General features: G+C 50.3%; 15 protein-coding genes. 11 read left to right on the forward strand and 4 right to left on the reverse strand.

Annotation, left to right across the window (positions count from 1 at the left end; genetic code table 11):
• The first annotated feature begins 83 nt into the window (after nt 1-83).
• The 9 genes from FH603_RS22250 (at nt 84) to FH603_RS22290 (ending at nt 11,095) form a co-directional block, all read left to right on the forward strand.
• A complete protein-coding gene (locus FH603_RS22250; protein WP_186740152.1) occupies nt 84-2,267 on the forward strand; it encodes an alpha-amylase family protein in 2,184 nt (727 codons plus the stop codon).
• A gap of 63 nt (nt 2,268-2,330) precedes the next feature.
• Entirely contained in the window at nt 2,331-4,100 is a 1,770-nt protein-coding gene (locus FH603_RS22255) for an L-lactate permease (protein WP_186740154.1), read from the forward strand.
• A gap of 108 nt (nt 4,101-4,208) precedes the next feature.
• Nucleotides 4,209-5,165 (forward strand): D-2-hydroxyacid dehydrogenase, encoded by a 957-nt coding sequence (locus FH603_RS22260; RefSeq protein ID WP_186740156.1) that lies wholly within the window; start codon nt 4,209-4,211, stop codon nt 5,163-5,165.
• 30 nt (nt 5,166-5,195) lie between these two features.
• On the forward strand, nt 5,196-6,329 hold the full coding sequence (locus FH603_RS22265) for a glycerate kinase (RefSeq protein WP_186740158.1): 1,134 nt from the start codon (nt 5,196-5,198) through the stop codon (nt 6,327-6,329).
• A gap of 49 nt (nt 6,330-6,378) precedes the next feature.
• Nucleotides 6,379-7,311 carry a sugar phosphate isomerase/epimerase family protein gene (locus tag FH603_RS22270; protein ID WP_186740160.1) on the forward strand — a complete coding sequence of 311 codons (933 nt, stop codon included), beginning with the start codon at nt 6,379-6,381 and terminating at the stop codon, nt 7,309-7,311.
• A 95-nt stretch (nt 7,312-7,406) separates the two neighbouring features.
• Nucleotides 7,407-7,757, forward strand: coding sequence for a winged helix-turn-helix domain-containing protein (locus FH603_RS22275; RefSeq protein WP_186740162.1), 351 nt, complete (start codon nt 7,407-7,409; stop codon nt 7,755-7,757).
• A 94-nt stretch (nt 7,758-7,851) separates the two neighbouring features.
• Nucleotides 7,852-10,413, forward strand: coding sequence for a TonB-dependent receptor plug domain-containing protein (locus FH603_RS22280; protein WP_186740202.1), 2,562 nt, complete (start codon nt 7,852-7,854; stop codon nt 10,411-10,413).
• A 117-nt stretch (nt 10,414-10,530) separates the two neighbouring features.
• A complete protein-coding gene (locus tag FH603_RS22285) occupies nt 10,531-10,845 on the forward strand; it encodes a LysR family transcriptional regulator (RefSeq protein WP_186740164.1) in 315 nt (104 codons plus the stop codon).
• A gap of 7 nt (nt 10,846-10,852) precedes the next feature.
• On the forward strand, nt 10,853-11,095 hold the full coding sequence (locus tag FH603_RS22290) for a pyridoxal-phosphate dependent enzyme (RefSeq protein WP_235985590.1): 243 nt from the start codon (nt 10,853-10,855) through the stop codon (nt 11,093-11,095).
• Nucleotides 11,096-13,281: 2,186 nt separating this feature from the next.
• On the opposite strand, the gene FH603_RS22295 is transcribed toward FH603_RS22290, so the two are convergent.
• From FH603_RS22295 to FH603_RS22310, 4 genes are all read right to left on the reverse strand, one after another.
• Nucleotides 13,282-14,769: a replication initiation protein gene (locus FH603_RS22295; protein ID WP_186740168.1), complete on the reverse strand. Its 1,488-nt coding sequence runs from the start codon at nt 14,767-14,769 to the stop codon at nt 13,282-13,284.
• Nucleotides 14,770-15,525: 756 nt separating this feature from the next.
• Entirely contained in the window at nt 15,526-16,503 is a 978-nt protein-coding gene (locus tag FH603_RS22300; protein ID WP_186740170.1) for a ParB N-terminal domain-containing protein, read from the reverse strand.
• Nucleotides 16,500-17,492, reverse strand: coding sequence for a ParA family protein (locus FH603_RS22305; RefSeq protein WP_317171290.1), 993 nt, complete (start codon nt 17,490-17,492; stop codon nt 16,500-16,502). The genes FH603_RS22300 and FH603_RS22305 overlap by 4 nt, the downstream gene beginning before the upstream one ends.
• Before the next feature lie 126 nt (nt 17,493-17,618).
• Nucleotides 17,619-17,975, reverse strand: coding sequence for a hypothetical protein (locus tag FH603_RS22310; protein ID WP_186740172.1), 357 nt, complete (start codon nt 17,973-17,975; stop codon nt 17,619-17,621).
• Between the two features lie 902 nt (nt 17,976-18,877).
• Between FH603_RS22310 and FH603_RS22315 the strand changes: the two genes are divergently transcribed.
• Nucleotides 18,878-19,084, forward strand: a complete 207-nt coding sequence (locus FH603_RS22315; RefSeq protein ID WP_186740174.1) for a hypothetical protein — start codon at nt 18,878-18,880, stop codon at nt 19,082-19,084.
• 481 nt (nt 19,085-19,565) lie between these two features.
• A complete protein-coding gene (locus FH603_RS22320) occupies nt 19,566-22,874 on the forward strand; it encodes a SusC/RagA family TonB-linked outer membrane protein (RefSeq protein WP_235985505.1) in 3,309 nt (1,102 codons plus the stop codon).
• Nucleotides 22,875-22,904 lie beyond the last annotated feature (30 nt).

Genomic DNA, 22,904 nt, shown 5'->3' on the forward strand with positions numbered 1-22,904 from the left:
TCTATAATCACCTGAAACCCGGGAAACGGGCAAACTAATCCCAAAGCGGTATTAAACAGGTTTCCTGTGCTTTTGTGGCACGTATGGAAAGACGAGCGTTCATTAAGACCACAGGATTGATTGGCAGCACCATCACACTTACCGGTTCGTCGGCGTTGGTAGCGGCTACCGGACCCGTATATCCTCCGGCAACTAGTGAACCGTTCTGGCTGGACGGTCCCATGCGGTGGGCACAGCTGGCTTTCGTTGAACGGGACCCCGGCCACTACGACCCGGACTTCTGGCTTGCTTATTTCAAACGCATTCATGCCGATGGCGCGCTGCTGAGCGCCGGGGGTGTCGTGGCATTTTACCCAACGACCATCCCACTCCACCACCGAAGCGATTTTCTGGGCGATGCCGACACGCTGGGTTACCTGGTGGAAGGCTGCAAGAAACAGGGCATGAAGATCATGCTTCGTACCGACCCCCATGCCGTTCGCCAGACTGTATACGACGCCCATCCCGACTGGATTGCGGTGACAGCCGATGGCCAGAAACGCCGTCACTGGGCCAATCCTGATTTATGGGTAACCTGCGCGCTTGGCCCTTACAATTTCGAGTTCATGACCCGGGTGAACCACGAGATCATGGAGCGTTATCAGCCGGAGGGTATTTTTTCAAACCGGTGGGCGGGTCACGACATCTGTTACTGCCAGCACTGCCAGCAGCAGTTCAAAACGGCGTCCGGGCAGGCACTCCCCCGCCAGATCGACAAGCTGGACCCTACCTATCGACAGTGGGCCGACTGGCGTATGAAGCGGCTGCGCGAATTGTGGGCCCTTTGGGACTCGGAGATCAGAAAGCAGCGCCCAGCCTCCCGGTTCATCCCCAACGGTTTTCCTGACAAGGTGCTGACGGGGAAGGAAGCCGATCTTTTCTTTGCCGACCAGCAGGCCCGGCGGGGGCTTACGGCCCCCTGGTCCAACGGGAAAGGGGCGAAGGAACTGCGCGCAACCCTGGGGCTGAAACCGCTGATCGGCATATTCAGTGTCGGCATCGAGGAAGAATTCCGCTGGAAAGACTCGGTACAGAACGATGCTGAAATCCGGATCTGGGTGGCCGAAGGCACCGCCAATGGCATGCGTCCCTGTTTCGTCAAGTTTGGGGGCGACATCTACGACAAACGCTGGATGGAAGCCGTAGCCAAACTCTATGAAGGGTATCACAGGAACGAGGCCTACCTGCGAAACACCGCCCCCATGGCCCGCGTCGGTGTCATGTACTCGGAACAGACCGATCGAAATTATGGCGGGAAACCCTGGCAGCAAAAAAGTGCCGATCACCTGGATGGGATGTACCATGCGCTCGTGGAAAGTCGGATTCCGTTCGATATGGTGAACGACCGCCTGCTGACACCCGACCGTCTGGCGCAGTTCAAATTGCTGATCCTGCCGAATATTGCGGCCCTCTCCGATGTTCAGTGCCAGCAGATACAGGCCTTCGTTGCCAATGGCGGAAGCATCGTGGCTACCTTCGAAACATCGCTCTACGATCAGGACGGCAAACCCCGCCCCGATTTTGGACTGTCCAGCCTATTCGGTGTCTCGGTTGATCAGCCGGTTGAAGGTCCCCTGCGGAACAGTTATTTGCAGCTTCGTCCCGATGCTAAAAACAAGCTGACAACCGGGATCTTGGAGGGGCTGGATGATACACCCCGCATCATCAACACCATTTACAGGGCCCGGGTAAAACCTACGACCACTTTTCCCAGCCCGATTACCCTTATCCCTACCTATCCGGATCTGCCCATGGAAGACGTCTACCCCCGCGTTATGACGACGGATACGCGCGAGCTTTACCTGCGCCAGGTAGGTAAAGGCCGGGTAGCCTACATTCCCGGCGACCTGGACCGCTCGTTCTGGCAACTGCTGAACACCGACCATGGACAACTGCTTGGCAACGTTTTCCGTTGGGCGCTCGACGAAAAACCCATCGTTGATGTAGCCGGTCCGGGTGTTATCGACGTGACCGTGTGGCGACAGGCTAAATCGATGACGGTCCACCTTGTCAACCTGACGAATCCAATGATGATGAAAGGACCGTTCCGGGAGTTGATCCCAGTGGCCGCTCAGGTTGGCATTCGGGTTCCTGCAGGCGCAAAAGCCACCGCAGTCAAGCTGCTGATGAGCGGGCAAACCCTTCCGGTCGATCTCAAAGACGGTGTCGTAACGGTGAGCGTCCCCCGCATTCTCGATCACGAAATTATAGCGCTCGATCTAGCCTGATCACCCATTTCTCTCAGCAACAAGCTACCCACCTGCTTCAAAAATTTTAACTGAAACGAATCCATGGTCTGGAAACAAATTATCGATCCCTTCAACGCTATAGCCCTATCGCTATTGGTTGCGGCCATACCGGTGCTGTTTATATTCTGGGCGCTGATTATCCGGAAGATGAAAGGGTATCAGGCCAGCCTGATTGCGGCTGGCCTGGCTATGCTCATTGCTATAGTCGTTTATGGAATGCCGGTCAAACTAGCCCTTCTTTCGGCGGCACACGGCGCGCTATATGGGTTGTTTCCCATTTGCTGGCTGGTTATCATGGCCGTTTTTCTATTCAATGTCACCGTAAAAAGTGGTCAGTTCGAGATCATCAAACACGCCATGGGTTCCATCACGGCCGACCGGCGGCTACAGGCTTTACTGATCGCATTTTCCTTCGGGTCTTTTCTGGAGGGCACCGCGGGCTTTGGCGCGCCGGTAGCCATCACAGCCGCCATGCTGGTCGGTCTGGGATTCAGCCCCCTCTATGCATCGGGGATTTGCCTGATTGCCAATACGGCACCGGTAGCGTTTGGCTCTATCGGCATACCCATAACGGTAGCCTCGCAGGTGTCAGGCATTGCCGAGTTACCCATTTCACAGATGGTGGGCCGGACCCTGCCGATCTTATCGGTGATGCTCCCGTTCTATCTGGTTACCATCATTGCCGGGTTCAGGAAAGCGCGGGAGGTAGGACCGGCGGTGCTGGTTTCGGGGGTGTCCTTTGCGTTGTTACAGTACCTGTCGTCGAATTTTCTGGGACCCGCCCTGCCAGATGTCATAGCGGGTCTGGGATCAATTATCTGCCTGATCGTGTTTCTGCGCTTCTGGAAACCCAAAACCATCTGGCGGTTTGATAACGAACCCGCTCCAACCATTAATACCAGCATTCACTACACCAGCGGGCAGCTAATTCGGGCCTGGTCGCCGTTCATCGTGCTTACCATCGTTATCATTGCCTGGGGATTGCAGCCGATCAAGGAAGTGCTCAACTCGGTCGGGATGGTTCAGTTCGAGTTTCCGGGTCTGCACCAGGCCATACAGGGTGTCGATGGCTCGTTGCTGCCCAAGATCTTTAAGGTCAACTACCTCTCGGCCGCCGGTACTGCCATACTGCTGGCTGCGCTGATCGCCATTCCGCTGGTAGGTCTGTCCTATCGTGAGGGGGTCGCTGTCTTCAGATCGACGCTGAACCAGCTCAAATTTCCGATCCTTACCATTGCGGCCGTGTTGGGATTCGCCTACATCGTCAACGACTCGGGCATTACCCTCACACTGGCGGCTGTACTAGCCAATACCGGCTTCCTGTTTCCTTTTTTTGCGCCCGTACTGGGCTGGCTGGGTGTTTTTATCACCGGCTCCGACACCTCGGCTAATGCGTTGTTCAGCAAGCTTCAGTACGCCACGGCCCAGTCTATTGGTGTCGACCCGGTGGTGACCGTTGCCGCCAACGTTTCGGGTGGGGTGGTTGGTAAAATGATTTCGCCCCAATCCATTGCGGTAGCAGCCGCGGCCGGCAATCTGGTAGGCCAGGAATCACAACTGTTCCGGTTTACGGTCAAACATAGCTTCTTCATGCTGGTCTTTATCTGCTTTCTAACCCTGGCCCAGGCCTATGTTATCAAGTGGATAATCCCCGTCTACGAAACCCTCGACGCCACGACTGCCGTAGCGGTTCCGGATCTTGCCAAAGGGTATACCTATTTGCTGGTGTTGACCATCGGGCTGGTTGTGCTTTCCGTAGCGATCCGAACGATGAACAGAAAATCCAGCCAAACCCCCGATCTTGTCAAGTAACTGGTTTCAAAACCTATCCGGCCCTGATGCCTTTATAATCAAACACGCTGTTGACGCGCTGAAACGGGCGCGCGTCAACAGGCCATCCCCTAACGATAACCAGTAGCGATGAAGATTGTAGTACTAGACGGATACACCCTGAATCCGGGCGACCTATCCTGGGAAGGCCTGAAAAAGCTTGGCGACGTAACGGTGTTTGACCGCACCTCGCCGGACGAAATTCGGGAGCGGACCATGGATGCCGACATTATTTTTACCAACAAAACGCCCCTGAGAGCCGACGTTCTCAACGACCTGCCCAGGCTGAAATTCATTGGTGTGCTGGCCACCGGCTATAACATTGTCGACACAGCGGTCGCTCAGAAAAACGGCATCACGGTTAGTAACGTGCCGGGCTATGGAACCCCCTCGGTCGTGCAGCTGACCTTTGCGCTGCTACTCGAATTAACGCTGCATGTTCAACGCCATAGCGATACGGTCATGGAAGGAAAATGGGCGCGTTCTGCCGATTTTTGTTACTGGGACTTCCCCCTTATCGAACTGGCCGGCAAAACCATGGGCATCGTGGGCTTCGGTAGCATCGGCGAAAAAGTTGCCGATGTGGCCACCGCTTTTGGCATGAACCTGATCGGGTCCAAACGCAACCAGACCGATCAGTCGCACCGATCCAATTTTAGATGGGCCGACATACCCGAACTCCTTGCGCAATCGGATGTGGTAAGTATTCATACCCCCCTGACCCCCGAAACGCAGGGACTGATCAACAAAGACAGTTTGGCCCGCATGAAAGCCAGCGCTTTTTTGCTGAACACGTCGAGAGGACCCCTGATTGTCGATCAGGATCTGGCCGACGCGTTGAATTCGGGTGTTATCGCCGGAGCCGGTATCGACGTCTTATCATCCGAACCTCCGGCAGCCGACAACCCCCTTTTCTCGGCTAAAAATTGCCTGATCACCCCGCACATTGCCTGGGCAACCAAAGAAGCCCGAAGCCGACTGATGGACATATCGGTAGAGAATCTGGCTCAGTTTCTGAACGGCACCCCCATCCATGTAGTCCATTGATTTATCCCGGCAACTGAACGACAGTAACGTATGAAACCAACCCGTATCCTGATCGCGCCGAATGCGTTCAAACACAGCCTTGACGCGACAGATGCCGCCCTTGCCATTCAGGAAGGGCTCCTCCGAAGCCGGCTCGACTGTACGTGTGTATGCTTTCCGGTGGGGGACGGTGGGGATGGGACAGGGGCGTTGATGATCGAAAAACACCGGGGAGCGCTTCATTTCGTGGACGTAGCCGATCCATTCGGCCGTAGCTGTTCTGCCTCGTTCGGGCTGGTCGACGAGGGTACAACAGCGATCATCGAAATGGCCGGCGCATCCGGTATTCGGTTGATAAAACCGGAGGAGCTGGACCCCCTGCGTGCTACGTCTTACGGCACGGGTCAACTGATGAAACAGGCGTTGGACGAAGGAGTAAATAAGCTGGTGCTGGCCATCGGCGGATCGGCTACGGTCGACGGCGGGACCGGTATTTTACGAGCGCTCGGCGTTCGGTTTCTGGACGTTTTGGGTCAGGAACTCAGTTCGCCCGTAAGCCTGACCGAACTGGCCCGCATCGATGTATCGAACCTCGACCAGCGGCTATCCACCTGTGCCGTTACCATCCTCTGCGACGTTGACAATACCCTGTTGGGCGACCAGGGATCAGCGGCTGTTTTTGGCCCGCAAAAAGGAGCTACCCCCGAGTGTGTGAGGAAACTGGAGACCAGCCTGGCCACCTTCGCAAACATAGCGTTACAGCAAACCGGGATCGACATGCGGCCCCTCCGCCATGGTGGCGCTGCGGGCGGTGTTGCGGCAGGTCTGCACACCTTTCTGAATGCCCGGCTCGTCAACGGCATCGATTTTTTCCTGGACTTTACGGACTTCGACCGGGCCCTGATGGATGCTGATCTGGTCATAACCGGCGAAGGCAGCCTCGATGAGCAGACACTACACGGTAAGGGTCCCTATGGCGTTGCCTGCCGCGCGAAAGCGAAGAACCTGTCCGTCGTTGGGCTCGCCGGGAAAATTCCACTGGAGCCTTCTGAGTCGTTAAATGCTTTCTTCGACACCCTGCTGGCTATCGGAAACGGACCAGCTGACCTTGTAACGGCACTGGAACAAACGAAGCAAAATCTGATACGAACCGCCTGTCAACTAGGTAATTTACGGGCCTCTTAAACTTACTGCGGTATGGGCTCTCTCCTACCCGTATGCCTAACGTACTGCCATGAACCGCCGGACCTTTACCAAAAAAACACTACAGACCGCTTCGCTCGTTGGGTTGATGCCGTCGTTACCCGTTTTTAGTGCCAAAAACGCATTTGTCCGGTTGGGCGGGCCGCTGTTCGATACCTACCAACATCCTGACGAATGGATTGCTGCGTTACAAAAACAGGGCTATCGGGCTGCCTACTGCCCCTTGAAAACGGACGCGTCCAGCGACCAGATCAGGGCTTATGCCGGGGCGGCAAAGAAAGCCGATATTGTCATTGCCGAAGTGGGTGCCTGGAGTAATCCAATAAGCCCGGACCCGGCCATGGCCCAGACAGCGATCAAGAAATGTATCGACTCGCTGGCGCTGGCAGAAGCGATCGGGGCTAACTGCTGCGTGAACATCAGCGGGTCCAAAAATCCGGCTCAGTGGGCAGGGCCCCACAAGAACAATCTTACTACGGATACCTTTGACCAGATCGTAGAGGTAACCCGGCGCATCATCAACGAAGTGAAACCGACCCGTACGTTTTTCACCCTGGAGCTAATGCCCTGGAGCTACCCGGACTCGGTCGAGGCTTATCTCCGGTTGCTTAAAGCCATCAACCTAAAACAGTTTGCCGTACACCTGGACCCCATGAATATCGTGGTCAGTCCGCAGGTATTTTACGCCAATGGAGCACTAATAAAAGAGTGTTTTAAGAAGCTTGGCCCTCATATCCGGAGCTGCCACGGCAAAGACATTATTCTTAAAGAGGATGTTTACACGCCCCAGTTGGTAGAATGCAGACCGGGTCTGGGCCAGCTGGATTATTCTGTTTTCCTGACCGAACTCAGTAAGCTCAACAACATTCCCCTCATGATGGAACACCTGAACACGGGGGAAGAATACCAGAAAGCGGCTGCCTACCTGCGCTCCGTTGGCAGCAGGGAAAAGATTACGCTGTAGTTTGTGACGTTCACAGGCCGTCTGGCAGGCGAGCCTCCCCTGCCGTATCCGGGATAGTCGTACATTCGCGCCAGCATCAACCTGCCTCCTTTTGCATGAAAAACCTCCGTATCAATGGCCGAATCTGGCTCGAAGCTGGTACCACCGATAATGCCGAGCGGTTTATGGGTATCGGTCGTCTGGAACTGCTGGGTCATATACAACGGACCGGCTCCATCAACCAGGCGGCTAAAGCGATGCACATGTCCTACAAGCGGGCCTGGGAACTGGTTCACTCCATGAATACCCTGGCCAGCCAGCCTATGGTAGTAACGCAAACAGGGGGCGAGAAAGGGGGCGGTGCTATTGTGACGGCCGAGGGCGAAAAATACATCGCCTATTACCAGTCGCTCCAGGAACGCTTCCAGCAGTTTTTGTCATCCGAACTAACCGCTCTCCCCCGCTAACTACGGCCTGTTGGTAATTATTTCTGCTTTTCACCCAGCGTTATTTCCGCAGGAAAACAACGACCGTTATATTTCGTCGGAAATAGCGGTTATGATGCGAAATTTTACCTTCTTTTTTTTATTGATCACTGGGTCAGTGCAGGCTCAGATCCGGACTGACAGCCTTATCAGCCCGGCTGATTCCCTTCGAAAAATCCAGTTGGCCGAAATTGTCATTACCGCATCCCGGATTCCGGAAAGCATCCTGAAGTCACCTGTCAGTATCGAGCTATTGAACGCGCAGCAGATTCGGATGTCGGCGCAACCTTCCTATTTCGACGCCATCGAAAACCTCAAGGGGGTTCAGTTACTGACGTCGAGTTTAGGGTTTAAAGTATATAACACCCGCGGGTTTGCCAACCCAACCAACGTTCGGTTTGTCCAGCTTGTCGATGGCATGGATAACCAGGCCCCACACATTGGCGCGCCGATCGGCAATGCGCTGGCCCCGTCGGACTTAGACATACTGCGGGTTGAGATCGTGCCGGGTGCGGCTTCGGCGCTTTATGGACTCAATGCCCTGAATGGCCTTGCCCAACTCATTACCAAAGATCCCTTCACCTCACCGGGTTTGAGTGTGAGTCAGAAAACCGGCGTCAATCATATAAATGAGTCGCTTGTTTCCGAAAAACTTTACAGCGAAACCAGCCTTCGCTATGCCCGAACGATTGGCTCACGGCTGGCCTTCAAGGTCAATGTGACTTACCAGCGTGGCTATGACTGGATAGCCCGTGATGTGTCAGACCTGAACCCATTGGCAAACACCGCCCTGGGCCTGGTAGGGTCCGACAACCCCGGTCGCGATCAAGTTAATACGTATGGGGATGAATCGGCCAACCGACGGACACTGACCATTGGGGGCAAACGCTATGTGGTTTCCCGTACTGGCTACCCTGAAAACCAGACTGCGGATCTTCGGTTGAATAATGTGCGGGGCGACCTGGGGCTATCCTGGCATATCCGGCCAAACCTGACGCTTTCCTACCGGTATAAAGGCGCTATATTGGACAATGTCTACCAGCGCACCAACCGGTTCAGGCTCGAAAATTACCGGCTCGATCAACACGGCTTCACACTGGAATCTCCTTCGGTCCATATTCGCGCGTACCGCACCTCGGAGAACACCGGCGACTCGTACAATATCCGTTCGATGGCGGAAAATATTGACCGTTCGTTTAAATCCGACAATCAGTGGTTCAGCGATTTTACCCGGCAGTTTACCACGTCGAGTCAGGCCGGGTTGCCGTTGAACAGCGCCCTGAAGGAGGCCCGTTCTACCGCCGATCAGGGACGGCCCCAACCCGGAACGGTGGCCTTCGACGCACAGGTAGCCAGACTGCGCGACATCAATAACTGGGATAGTGGAGCCGCGTTGCGCGTTCGCTCCTGGATGTATCATGCCGAAGGGCAACTAGAGCCCACACGGATTCTTTGGAACGATTTTCGACATAAAACGGGCATCGATCTACTGGCGGGATTCGACTACCGGCAGTACGTCATCTTTCCGGATGGCAACTATTTCATCAACCCCGATGGAACAGAAACGAACCTGATTTATGGCAAAGGAGGGGGGTTTATTCAGGCATCCCGCTCGTTCTTCCGCGATCGATTGAAGCTGGCCGGGTCGCTGCGGGTCGACAAGAACCGTTATTTCAACGCCCGGCTCAATCCGCGCCTGTCGGCGGTCTACTCCCCTACCGATCAGCATAACTTCAGACTATCGTACCAGACCGGATATCGTTTCCCGTCCCTGTTCGAAGCCTTTTCCAACGTAAACTCTGGGGGCGTAAAACGAGTGGGTGGCTTACGGATCATGTCGCAGGGCATATTTGAGCAGTCTTATTTTCGCACCTCTATCGATGCGTTTCAGGCGGCCATCAACAGCGATGTCAACACCAATAAGTTAACGTCAGACCAGGCTATCCAGAAAAACAAAGGGCTTTTGCGACCAAACACCTACAGCTATATCAAACCTGAACAGGTAAACAGTATCGAGTTGGGCTATAAGTGGTTATTTTTTACCAGAAAACTCTATGTAGATGTCGATTTTTACTACAACGTCTATCGCAATTTCATTGCCCAGGTTGAAGCCAACATACCCAAACGGGGTAATTCAGACTCCCTGGCGTATTACCTTTCCGATCGCAATCAACAGGACCGGTACCGGCTCTGGACTAACTCGAAGACGCGTGTTTTTAATTATGGGTCGAGTCTGGGGTTGCGGTATTCAGCGGGTCGCAACTGGGTGCTGACGGGTAATGCATCACTGGCCCGTCTTGACCGGACAGATCAGGGCGATGGTCTGGAGGAGGCTTTTAACACCCCGAAATGGATAACCAACATCGGTATAGCCAACCCAACACTCTGGCACAACCTGGGCGGTTCGGTTCATTACAAATACCAGAGCGCATTTCTCTGGCAGTCATCGCTGGCCACGGGTGTCGTTCCCGCCATCCATTCCTTCGACGCGCAACTTACCTACCTACTACCCAGCCCAGCCCTGACCATTAAATTGGGAGGAACGAACCTACTTAACCGAGCCTATACCACGTTTGCTGCCGGGCCAGCGGTAGGAAGCTTTTTCTACGCAAGCGTCATGCTGTCGATTCCTGAGTGACGAGGTCGGACCAAAAACCAAGTAGTATACCAGGCAATCGACTCAACGCTTTTTGATGGACAGCGGGGTTCACTTGATGACGGTTGTTTCGTTTCTTTGCGGTAAGCCTGTCCATGTATGTTGTCTATCGCTCATCAGATTTTTCTGGAAGTCGCCCGCTTGCTCAGTTTTACCAAAGCAAGCCGTCAGTTATTCCTTAGCCAATCTGCTATCAGCAAACACATAAAAAGTTTAGAATCTTTTTACAAAACCGGCCTGTTCGAGCGCCATGGCAACGCCATCAGCCTGACCAAGGCCGGCACCATCCTTTATACCAAAGTCCTGGAAGCAACCGACCTCACAAACGACTTACATGGACAACTTCAACAGATCAGCGAAAATTTCAAGCCAGCAACGCGGTTTGCCATTGGTGCCAGCACGACCTATTGGTGAAACCTTAATGCTACAGGTCCTTCAGGAATCGGGTGGTACTGTTCTTGCCGTTTCGGAAGAAGAAATGCTGGGTGGAGTTCGCGAAATTGGTCGTGCCGAAGGCATTTTTGTAGCCCCCGAAGGCGGGGCCATCTGGGCTGCTACCAAACGATTGCTGGCTCAGGGCTGGATTGCACCCGATGAGTACGTATTGCTGTTAAATACTGGAAACGGGCAAAAGTACCTTGATCACATAAAGGGGAAAGGGTAACTTTCTGCACTTAAACTGATACTTTAATTAATATAAGTTAATCACTTATAAATTAAGCATTTAAATAAATTTTTTGCTAACTACTCAGGCTTTACTTATTGTCTATAACATTAATTTATTAAGTAGAATCCTGTCATTTTAATCACGTGACCGTCCTGTTGCTACCTAACCAACCGTTAACGTTTTCAAGCGATTGTTTAGTAAGCTATCATCAGCTGTAGACCTTGTTTTTCACCCTATGTCTGGTTAGATAATATACCATCAACTGGTCTGTCTGTGTGAAGGCTGTGATGCCTCATTAGAAGGTCCAGCCGCGTTCGAGCCTTCTACGCCCGGTTCCACCCGTTGTCAAACTCAGGCGTCGTCTACCCTATTATTCTCATGACTCATCCAATGCTTAAATTTCCTGCTACATTGACAAACCGGCTTCTACTTGCATCCAGTACTGTCAATCGATTCGATACGGGTGTTCATAACAAAGCAAGCATAGGCACACCTGAGACAGTCCATTTTTCTTGAGTGGTCAATAAGGTGATCAACGTCTGTTGCTCAGGTTACAGTCTGACAGGATAAGCTTATTCTGGTTTTATGTATTTTTATGTGGAAGGGTATACCAATATCTCTTCTGAACTGATAACTCTCCAAAAGAATTTACCGATACCTGTGACTAGCTGCTAGAGTAAGTACGCAACTTGCGTAAAGTATGAACGGCTGCTTTCTCCAGTCGATGAGGAAGGGTGTTTTCTTTACTGACCAGGCCAGGATAGTTGATGCTCTTATCAGTTTCCTGATTTAGCATACCTTCATTGTAAAAGCACAAGCTGAATTACATGTGTCAATGTTATTGATAGACTGTAGCTGTGCAATAGGGATCTTAGGGTCCGATCCCCTACCCTACTGGGCAAGGAAACGTTGGTCAGCCTTCCTGTTGCGCTACTTGTTTCACACCTCGATCAGGTGGCCAAATTCATAAGGGACATTTTGTCCTTTATGAATTTGGCCACCTGATCGAGGAACAGGTCCGAGCTAGTCATACCATAAAGGACAAAATGTCCTTTATGGTATGACTAGCTCGGATGAAGAAAAACGTTTATCGCTTTTCCTATTACTTTAGTCCGGTGAGCATAAAGGACAAAATGTCCTTTATGCTCACCGGACTAAAGTAACCACACTATTGCTGTACCTGTAATCTTTTATTAGTTGGTAAACACAGTCAACAGGGTGACAGACTTTTCCACTCTAAACTAGAATCTACCAGAACGACAGTCCCGGTTTAGTTCATCCATATCTGTTCATAAATCAGCGTTGGCATGTCAGCATGATCGTAACCGGGTGGTCGCGTACACATGTATAACATGTAGCGCCTAATTTACTTTTGCCATAGACCAACGCCCTTTTCGCCCGGTACCAATTCACTTACATCCGCTAACTAACCTGAGGTCTATTTACCCAATTTTGACTCCATCACATTCTTATAACGTTTGACAGTGCTACACTACCAGCGTTCTATTTAGTAAATTTTGGCACTGCAAATAGATCCGGCTTTGGTAATCCATGCATAATCAATTCATTGTTTTACTGACACAGGCAGCCTGTACAAGTACCAGGCACTATATGACTTGGTACCAATCATAGGCCTCCTGAAGGGTTGCCGTTTTACTGTCGGATTACATCGTTATACAGTATTCAATTCCGTTAGTTAAATCTACAGAGAAGTATAATCGTTGGCTGATTACGAATTACAGCCGTACCAAACGACTATCATTTAGCCTTTTATTCCAACTTAAAGACACTTTATGTATTGTATTTTGGACAATTACATTTTAAGCCCAAAATATGGTACCAATAGACTTACACCAGTTTCAATAAAACTATCCGTACAAATTATATAGGAGCAAGTGATATCCTTCTACTAATCGACGTTATCTGATGATGGGAGTCCGTGCGGGAAACTTGGTCCCACCTGTTGAATACAGACAGGTAATGGACCAGTCATTACAGCATCAAGAGAAGAGTTAAGATAGATTCGATTGGTTAAGCTTTCTCTGTAAAGTGTCGTAGGGCTCTTAAAAGCGCTGAATAGAAGTCTATCGCTACCTTCCATAAACAGTTGGGGGCATAAAGGACAAAATGTCCTTTATGCCCCCAACTGTTTATGGAAGGTAGTAAGTCTGTAACCGGAAAGCTCATTTTCTAAAGAAAGGTATGCCCTTCTCATCGAACTCGATCTGAACATTGTATTCCCGCTCGGCAATTTTCTGAAACGTCAACCGACGGTCATAGGGCGTGTGGTTAGTTACCCAGTATTTCCCTATCTCTCCCTTGGCTAACTCCGTTGGCTCCCCCTCATCGGTAAAGAATACAACGTTAGCTGCGTTACCCAAATCCAGTTGGTCGAGTATGATTTGGCGCTCGTCCTCCGTAGTCTTCTCATAAGCCTGCATAAAGTAAGCTCTTTCTCTCCGTTCAAAGTCACCCAGGATTAATTTCATTCGTTCCTGTTCAGCCTGTTCCTGCTGCTTCTCCGTCAGCCTGTTCCGTTCCGTCTGCCGCTTCACTTCTTTGTGCTCCCGGAAGCCTTTATATTTGGAAAATATATCAGCGGTAAAAAAAGCAACACTCTTTGCCTTGGCTTTGGTATCGATAAGCGCCGTAAAGGCATCCAGTACGGACTCTTTATCATACTTTGTCACATAACCGTCGATCAATAACTTACTGGTCAGCGGATCGGGCCGCTCATCGATCCAGATGAGTTTAAATAGGTCATACAGTTCGGCAAACTCAGCAGCCGATAATTCCGGACTGGCAACCAGAACGGTTGGTTGGGGTTCATACTCGGTTGTTAATTCGGGTACCTGATCCGGCGGTCCTTCCGGTAAGGGCAATTGCTTGGTTTTATCTTTAGGTTTAATCAGAAATATCAACCCTGTAACCCTGGGTTTTATACCCTGTAAGTTGGTCCCCAGTTTCTGATACGATACCCGAATATCAGTCTTCTCGTTGATCTCTTCCAAAGCAGGCATGAGCACGTACTTTTCGAAAGCCGCGAACCGCTGGTATCCGCTAGTATTGCAGCCCAGGCGCTCCTTGAATCGTACGAGTTCGGTTTCGTACCGTCCATAATTTAGCCAGGCTTTCAGGAAGGGGTAAAGCTTTATTGCCTGCGCATTCTGGAGTTTGTGAACGTTATGTTTCAGAAAACTGAAATTTCCTTTTTCTTTTACATCCAGAATGATCTTAACCAGTTTTTCGTGCACCTGAACCTGAATGGTGCTGCTTTTGTGATCATGGGTTGAGAAAGCAACAATTGGGCTACGGTGTTCACCCTTATCATCTTTCCATTTAAGGATAGTTGTCTGTAAGGTCTCGACCGATGTGATCAGGTGCTTGTAATTCTTCGTTTTCTCAGCGCCAATATCACGCAGGAAATCCTTAATTACGATCTCGATTGTGATGTTCTGGTTATTAGCCACACCGATCAGATGCTCAGGTTTAAGCCGCGATACGATCTCATAAAACACCTTAGGCGTGTATATCTCGGTGATGGTTTTTTGCTCTGACTTCGAAATAGCCCGGACGAATTTTGGACTCGCCAACGGGTTATTCATAATAATATAATCAGGATTGTGCTGGAGGGCCTCAATGTCGTTCTTGGTGTCGGGCGTATCACTCATAATCGTTAGGATTCTATGGCACGAGTAAGCAATATACAGTCTGTATGTAAGTTTTAAACACTTTCTTACATTTATTTATCTTACTACGCCCGCAAAACACTAATTACCTATCAACTAACCTGATTAAACCTGATAAGGTGGTACCAAATGACTTACACTTAAATAGTTTGTCCATAAAAGGGACATTATTTATCCAAAATATAGAACTTTAATGTTTATCAGACGGACATTAGCGTCTAAGGCACCTAATAGCCCGTTGGTCGGGAAATAAAACATTGCCTTTTTATCAGTACCAAACGACTTACATAACGAATCAGTCCAGATTTATCCCCGTACCAACTGACTTACACTTGGTACCAATAGACTTACATTTGGTACCAATAGACTTACATTCCCGTACCAAAGGACTTACATACTCGTACCAAGGGACTTACATTCCCGTACCAAGGGACTTACATACTCGTACCAAGGGACTTACATTCCCGTACCAAGGGACTTACATAATAAGCTTGTAAATTATTGTAAATCAGGTAGTTACGCTACGCCTAAAAATATATATAAAAAACACTCTAAAAAGCTTTTTTAAAAAACAATTAAAAAACACACACTAAAAAAAGGCGAACAAGTTCGCCCGAATAAAGTGTGTGTGTTTTTTTTTATTTTAAAAATAGAAAGGGCTTTCCTTTAACCACTCACTCCCTTTTTCCTTTACCCCCCGTTGCGCCCGCCCCCTAATGGTTTTTTCCTTCGTTCTCCTTAATGGTTTTCAGATACCGTGTTTTTTAACTTTGTAGCGCAGGCTATGATGTCATCACATAGGGTTAACAAATTGGTAGGAGGTGAATCAAGCAAATCAACCAAAGACCGAAGCTTCTTTTGAAGGGCATCTGGCTTACCAACTCGTCCCGCTTTAACAGGCAAACCAGCAGGGAGGGGAGATAAAATAGTGTCGGGCGAACTGATGCTGCCTGTGGGGGCATCACTCTTTGCCAGTTGCTGAATGACTGCCTTTTTTATGCCGGATTTTCCGGCCAGAACTTCGGCTTTAAGAGCAGGAGTTAGTTTTTCGAGACCAGCGGCAAACTCAGCGTCGCGTTTTATGGTCTTTTCGTTAACGCTGAACTGTTTTGCCAGTACTTCCGCAGTGGATATACCTTTTTTAGATTTAGAGCCGTTAGAAGCGATTTCTGAGCTTTCTGACGAATCGAGATCATAAAGGACATTTTGTCCTTTATGATCCGTATCGGGGTCAAGATCCAGCGATGTTGCTTGTCTATCGTACTTACCGCGCTGCCCTTTTTCGCCCAGATATCGAAGCCCTCGCAGATAAGAAGTTTGTTCAGGAGTAAGGTTACGACGACCCAGCTGGTTATCGAGCATGAAGTTACGGACTGCTTCAAGGGAATCGAAATCAACCAGATTGACCCGAAAATCCACACCGTTTCGCTGGCAAATACCGTATCGGTTGTGTCCGTCAACGAGAACATACAAGGGGGTTGTCGAGTCGGAGTTGGAAACTACTCCTTCTGTCGTTGGCCAAACCAACAGGGCCTCACGACAGCCGTCTTTACGGATATTACTTTCCAGCTGCTTCAGTTCATCGGGGAGGAGGGGCGGAATAAACGCCTGAAGTTCGGGCAGGATTCGGATTTTATGCCGGATGTCTTCATGGCCCAGCAGACTTTGGTCCTTGATGATTTTTTTGGTGCTGAGCGATTCCATGTACTTTTTCATGCGTCGGCCGTAGTAAGTTGGGCAGCGGGTTGAGCAAATTCCTGTGCCAGTTTGAAGTAATCCTGCGCGCCATGAGAATCTTTGGCGTAGGTGAAAATATCCCGTTGAGCAACCTGCGATTCTTTCAGGGTTACATTCTGACGGATCTCCGTCTTGAATATCCGGAAATTATCCAGATTGGCATGAACATAATCGATCATATCCCGGTGGATCTTTAGCCGACGGTCCACCATTGTCAGTACAATTCCTTCGATAGTCAGTTCAAAATTTATACGGTCCCGCACCTGTGTTATCCGGTCGAGCAGGCTGTTGATTCCTTTGAGGGCCGATGCTTCGGGCTGAAGCGTTACTAAACAGGAATGAGACGCGACCAGCGCCGAGTTGGTAAAAATATTCAGTGCCGGGGGGCAGTCAATGAGGATATAATCATATTGAGACCGCAGTGGTGCCAGGGCATTGCGCAACTGGTTAACGCCCCCAACTACCTGTACCAGTTCCAGATCGGCGTAGGCAAGTTCAAGGTCGCTGGGCGCAAGATCATATCGGTCGCCGATGTTGATAATGGGTAATGGCTCGTTCTTGAGCAAGGCATGAACAACCTGTTTGTCTGGCTCATCGACGCCGAGTGCCTGCGACAGGTTACCCTGAGAGTCCATGTCGATCAGCAGAACCCGATAATTCATGCGGGCCAGGGCCCGTCCCAGGTTAAGCGTCGTGGTGGTTTTGCCAACCCCGCCTTTGTGATTGACGACAGAAATGATGCGTGCTTTCAACGCATCCTGATAGCCATAACGGAGGAGGATAGGGTAGAGGGCTGTGAGGTGTTTCGCGTTCAGTACCCGGTCGCCTGCTACCGCCTTAAGAAGCGTACTGGCTGGTAATCCAGCTTCTTTCTCAAGTACAGAAGCCGATAATGCCGGGTTTCGACGAAGGAACTGAACAACCTGTTCATGCGTAGCCATGCCATTCAATGGGAGTAGTTTCGGCATAAATATAAGACATTGAGGGGCCTAATGTCCTAAAATTCGGACAAAACTTATCCGGTTTGTGATTTTTTGGTACACAAATAGTATTAAAGACAGTATATCTCTATAAAGTCTGTAATACAGCACTATTTAATTGATAGGAGGGAAGTCGGAGTCGACATCCATAGAGGCTGTTTCGGTGAGGGCCTGCGTAGTAACAGGCTGATCGGACTGTTGTTTTGCCAGGCCACGCACATACGTCATGTAACACAATGACATTACTTTTTCGGGGGGTAGGCTAAAGTAAGTCGCAAAATTGTGCATGTTTTCCAGAGAAATGCCATTCAGGTACTGCTGCTTCAATTTGTACCAGTTCGATCGACCAACGCCAAATGCTTCAATTACCCGATTTTGTTTGATGCCCATCACGTCGATAAACTCAAATATGTCGCGGTAAAGCGGAGCCGTCGCTGGTATATCTAACTTCTTTTCGATGCGGGTAGCCATAGCGAACGGGAAAAAATAAACGGTTATAGATCGCAAATATGTCTCTAATTTATGATCTAAACGTGGTTTCTCCCGTTTTGTGCGGGTCTGTCGTTCGTATGAACGTAAAATGCTTATCCCGGGAGTTGGTTTAAAAATCGGCATTTTCGGTATTTCTGAGCCATATCCCAGGCCCATGAATTAGGTCTGTTGGAATGATGATTGGGCTGAGGTCATGCCTTTCGACTGGCACTAATCGACGGTATCGGGCAACGGGCAGGAACCTTCGGCAGTTGGTTTGAGCCAGATAGGGTAGGTGATTGATTGATTCCTACAGGCAGATATAACACTCAAAGGTGCTTTCCGGATTGTGCCGGTCTATCTAACTCCCGAATAGCGCCACCAGGTTTTATACCGGGGCCAGTTATGGCGAACACGAATGACGAACATTCTTCACTGGTATTGACAGCCAGCCTTGTCGGCACAAACAGAGTACGGGTCGACCATCCGACGGCTAACATCCCACCGGCATACCTACATGGCCCTTAAACTAAAAATATAGTTTGCTTTTCTGGTAATCTATTTACGCCCAAAATCCTGATTTTTGGGGAACAAGATGACTGTGTCAGACCCGAATCGAACGGTTGGGGATAGCATTGCTATTGCCTGGTAGGGTAGGGGCCTGCGTAAGGATATGCCACGTTTTGACGCAAGGTGTATATAAAAAAACAATTGGTTCAGCATCAGGGTAGTGATACCAACGCCAATTTTACGGGAGATAGAATTAGCCGAAGCCAGGGCTTTCTGGATGCGGGTCGACAAAGCTTCCGTACGTGTATAATGAAAATTAACTGAAGCGTACCTATTGAACGGTTGGCCTATTATCTGTGAGCGTACACGAGGCTGAAAACGCACTAGACCCGATGCCTTCCGACCGTGACACATCAGGTAAGCCAGCAAAAAATCAAATGGTTGAAAAGATCATCCGCCAGAAAATCACCGAATTGAAGCCCGACATCGACTGGGCTCTGGTTAATTTTCGGAAAGACGCGAAAGGGCGTATCCTGGGTCTTGAATCAAGCGATCCGGAATTACACGCCTGGTTGCAACTCATTCAAATAGGGGGTTAGCTGACCCGTTCTCACAAATACCCGGATTCTCTCCGGGTCATGCGGCTAATCCACAACTTCAGGCAGGCTGTTGTTGATCGACAGCTTATGCACCTTCAATTCATACCCCAAACCGCTTCGCGTCCTGAATTGGCTTAGCCCTATCCGACTTTCCCGATAGGAACCTCAGTTAGCAGACAGATGCCTGATTTTGAAAGTTATTCTAATTAAATTTTGTTTTTCTAATAAATATCAAAATTTAATTTTGAGAATGTGCGTGATCTATTACTTTTGGCAATATGATCTCACTTGCTGGAATTAATAGACTAATATGGCTGTGCTCCGTTTCCTGCGCAACCTAAACTAACCCGTTTTCCAGATCGATTGGTGGATGAAGTCCATTCACTCCTGCATACACCCATTTATATCTCAGTGATCGAGCAGTCCCCCAAACGGGATACAAACCTTGTTGTGCCTAATTTTTTGATCAAATCAACCTGACATGAAAAGACGCGTTTACTCCCCCTGTTCCTGGCATCGAATAAAGGGTATTGGTTTAATGCAGCTGTTGCTGATGAGCCAGTTTGCCGAATTTACTATGGCCGAAACGAAGCCCTCGGCGGTAATTATGCCATCCGGAGGTTTCGCTCCTGTAGTCATTATCCCGATCCGGGGGAAAGTGGTGGATGCTACCGGTGGTGCCATTCCCGGAGCTACCGTAGTGTTGAAAGGGAGTTCGTCCCTCGGAACAACGACCGATGCAGATGGTGCGTTTATACTGAACGTTCCCGATGGTAGTACTACGCTGGTTGTATCGTCTATCGGCTTTATGGCCCAGGAAATTGCAATTGGCAATCAAAGCCAGCTCCTCGTTACGCTGCAATCGGACGTAAAAGCGTTAAGTGAGGTCGTTGTAACGGGCTATTCGTCTCAATCCCGGCGCGATATCACCGGTTCCGTTGCTACGGTCGATGCCAAGGAATTAACCAAAGTAACGGCTCCGAACGTTGCCCAGCAGTTGCAGGGTAGGGTGGCCGGGGTTACCGTCACCTCCAACAATTCGCCGGGGGGCGAAGCCACCGTTCGTATTCGGGGTTTCGGTACGATCAACAACAACGATCCGCTTTATATCATTGATGGCGTACCGACCAAAGGCGGACTCAATAGTATCAACCCCAACAACATCGAGTCCATGCAGGTGTTGAAAGATGCATCGTCAGCGTCCATATACGGGTCCAGGGCGGCTAACGGGGTCATCATCATCACGACCAAAAAAGGCAGGATCGGCACCCCTCAATTTACCTTCAATTCGAGGGCCGGGGTACAAATCGGGAAAGTGGACCTGGGCCTGATCAAAGATCCACAGGATTTTGGCAACCTGCTCTGGACCCAGCGCCGAAACGCCGGCGTCTTGACCAATGGTAATCCGTCGCACCAGCAGTATGGTAATGGACCTACAGCCGTAGTACCAGATTATATTCTGGCCGGGGCCAGCTATGGTCTGGCGGAAGGGGACCCCCGGGTAAACCCTGCCCTGTACAACTATAACCGGACGGGTTTCTATCAGATCGTAAAGGCGAACAGGGAAGGGACCGACTGGGAAAAGGAAATTCTGCATCCGGCGTCCATTCAGGAGTATAATATTGGCGCTAACGGGGGAACCGAAAGCGGCCGTTATGCCATTTCGCTGAATTATTTCAAACAGGACGGAGTGATGATCCATACCGGTTTCGATCGGTACTCATTGCGCTCCAATACCGAGTTCTTGTTTAAAAAACGAATTCGTCTGGGTGAAAATCTGGAAGTGAGCTACACCGATAATAAAGGGTATTACAACAATAATGGAACGGCGAGTACGGCAAATAACCAGGATGGAAATCCAATTGGCAATGGGTACCGCATTCCGTCCATTATTCCGGTCTATGATATCATGGGCAACTTTGCGGCTACCCGGGCCGCTGGTCTGGGACCGGCCACAAATCCGGTAGCTCAGCTATGGCGGTCGAGAAACAACAAAACCAGTACGTTCCGGACATTTGGCAACGCTTATCTGGAGGTCGATGTACTGAAAAATCTCGTGGCTAAATCGAGTATCGGTATTGATTATACCAATGCCAATCGGGTAGGCTATACCCTGCTGGATCTGGAAGAGGCTGAGATCGAAGCGGCCAACTCGCTGGTGAATGCCAACGCCTATGATATCAACTGGACCTGGTCCAATACCCTGAACTACAGTGCCGCCTTCGGCAGTAACCACAAACTGAACGTACTGGCCGGAACAGAAGCGATCAAAGGAAGCGGCCGGGATTTCTCGGCTACCCGGACGACCTTCTTCTCCGAAGACCCCCTGTACATGTTCCTTAATTCCGGAACCGCCGGTATCAATAACACTGGTGGTGGCTATGAATGGGCACTTTTCTCCGTATTCGGGAAGGTCAATTACTCCCTTAACGACCGCTATCTGCTGGAGGCTACCATACGGCGCGATGGTTCATCCCGATTCGGGCAGAACAACCGGTATGGAACCTTCCCCGCATTCAGCGCCGGATGGCGTATCTCGGAAGAAGGGTTTATGGCCGGACTACCCTGGATCAACGACTTGAAAATAAGAGCTGGCTGGGGACAGACGGGCAACCAGGAAATTGGCAACTACAATGGGTTCAGCACTTATCGTTCCAGCCTTAGCCAGTCGTCTTATGCCATCGACGGGTCGAATAATTCCGTGCAGTCGGGCTTCGATACCGAAGCATTCGGCAACCCGGATGCCAAGTGGGAAACAACGACGCAGACGAACCTGGGTCTGGATGCTACGTTCATGAAAGGAAAGCTTGGTCTGACGCTGGACCTCTTCAACCGAACCACTTCCGACATGTTGTATCAGGTAAGTCTGCCAGCCACGCAGGGCGTAGCAACCATTCCGTTTGTGAACATTGGTGAGATGAACAACAAAGGAATTGACTTGAACCTTACCTATAACAACAAAGCCCTGAATGGCAACCTGACCTACGGGGTAGGCGTCAATTTCTCTACCTATAAGAACAAGGTAGTTCGACTCAACAGCAGCTCGACAGCCGTGCTGCTGGGTCCCGCTATTCGGAGTTACACCTGGACCCGGTCGGTGGCGGGGATGCCGTTATTTTCTTTTTACGGACTTAAAATCGACGGAATTTATCAGAATCAGAGCGAACTGGATGCCGGGCCTGCCTACCCGGGCTATGCCGCCGTTGGTAAATATAAATACCATGACACGGATGGTGACGGGACTATCACCGACAACGACCGGATGTTTCTGGGCAATCCGCACCCGGACTTTACCTATGGGGTGAACCTGAATCTGGGCTACAAGAATTTCGATCTGTCGGCCTTTTTTCAGGGCGTACAAGGCAACCAATTGCTGAATATGGTCAAACGCTGGGTCGACTTCAACAACCAGGCGGGTAACCGGAGCCTGCGGATGTTGAACGACTCCTGGACACCGGAGAACCCGGATGCTGTCCTTCCCATTCTGGATGCCAACGACAGCCGCAGCCAGCAGCCCTCCAGCTACTTTATCGAAGATGGCTCTTACCTGCGCCTGAAAAATCTGACCATCGGCTATACCCTGCCCGCTTCAGTAGCGTCGAAAATCAAATTCGAAAGCGCGCGGGTCTTCGTTCAGGCGCAAAACCTGTTCACGATCACTAAATACAGTGGTATCGATCCGGAGGTAACGTCGGTGGGGTCTTCACCGGGCAGTACGGTTTTAGGTGTCGATCAGGGCAACTATCCGAACGCTAAAATGTACCAGATCGGCATCAATTTCGGCTTTTAACCAATGGTTTGTCAAAAACATACGCCGTAG

The sequence above is a fragment of the Spirosoma utsteinense genome, assembly GCF_014282275.1.
Taxonomy (GTDB): Bacteria; Bacteroidota; Bacteroidia; order Cytophagales; family Spirosomataceae; genus Spirosoma; species Spirosoma utsteinense.

Bases quoted from the DNA above. Each gene is read 5' to 3' on its own strand.
- FH603_RS22250 (WP_186740152.1), top strand. From the start codon at position 84: ATGGAAAGACGAGCGTTCATTAAGACCACAGGATTGATTGGCAGCACC.
- FH603_RS22255 (WP_186740154.1), top strand. From the start codon at position 2,331: ATGGTCTGGAAACAAATTATCGATCCCTTCAACGCTATAGCCCTATCG.
- FH603_RS22260 (WP_186740156.1), top strand. From the start codon at position 4,209: ATGAAGATTGTAGTACTAGACGGATACACCCTGAATCCGGGCGACCTA.
- FH603_RS22265 (WP_186740158.1), top strand. From the start codon at position 5,196: ATGAAACCAACCCGTATCCTGATCGCGCCGAATGCGTTCAAACACAGC.
- FH603_RS22270 (WP_186740160.1), top strand. From the start codon at position 6,379: ATGAACCGCCGGACCTTTACCAAAAAAACACTACAGACCGCTTCGCTC.
- FH603_RS22275 (WP_186740162.1), top strand. From the start codon at position 7,407: ATGAAAAACCTCCGTATCAATGGCCGAATCTGGCTCGAAGCTGGTACC.
- FH603_RS22280 (WP_186740202.1), top strand. From the start codon at position 7,852: ATGCGAAATTTTACCTTCTTTTTTTTATTGATCACTGGGTCAGTGCAG.
- FH603_RS22285 (WP_186740164.1), top strand. From the start codon at position 10,531: ATGTTGTCTATCGCTCATCAGATTTTTCTGGAAGTCGCCCGCTTGCTC.
- FH603_RS22290 (WP_235985590.1), top strand. From the start codon at position 10,853: ATGCTACAGGTCCTTCAGGAATCGGGTGGTACTGTTCTTGCCGTTTCG.
- FH603_RS22295 (WP_186740168.1), bottom strand. From the start codon at position 14,769: ATGAGTGATACGCCCGACACCAAGAACGACATTGAGGCCCTCCAGCAC.
- FH603_RS22300 (WP_186740170.1), bottom strand. From the start codon at position 16,503: ATGAAAAAGTACATGGAATCGCTCAGCACCAAAAAAATCATCAAGGAC.
- FH603_RS22305 (WP_317171290.1), bottom strand. From the start codon at position 17,492: ATGCCGAAACTACTCCCATTGAATGGCATGGCTACGCATGAACAGGTT.
- FH603_RS22310 (WP_186740172.1), bottom strand. From the start codon at position 17,975: ATGGCTACCCGCATCGAAAAGAAGTTAGATATACCAGCGACGGCTCCG.
- FH603_RS22315 (WP_186740174.1), top strand. From the start codon at position 18,878: ATGCCTTCCGACCGTGACACATCAGGTAAGCCAGCAAAAAATCAAATG.
- FH603_RS22320 (WP_235985505.1), top strand. From the start codon at position 19,566: ATGAAAAGACGCGTTTACTCCCCCTGTTCCTGGCATCGAATAAAGGGT.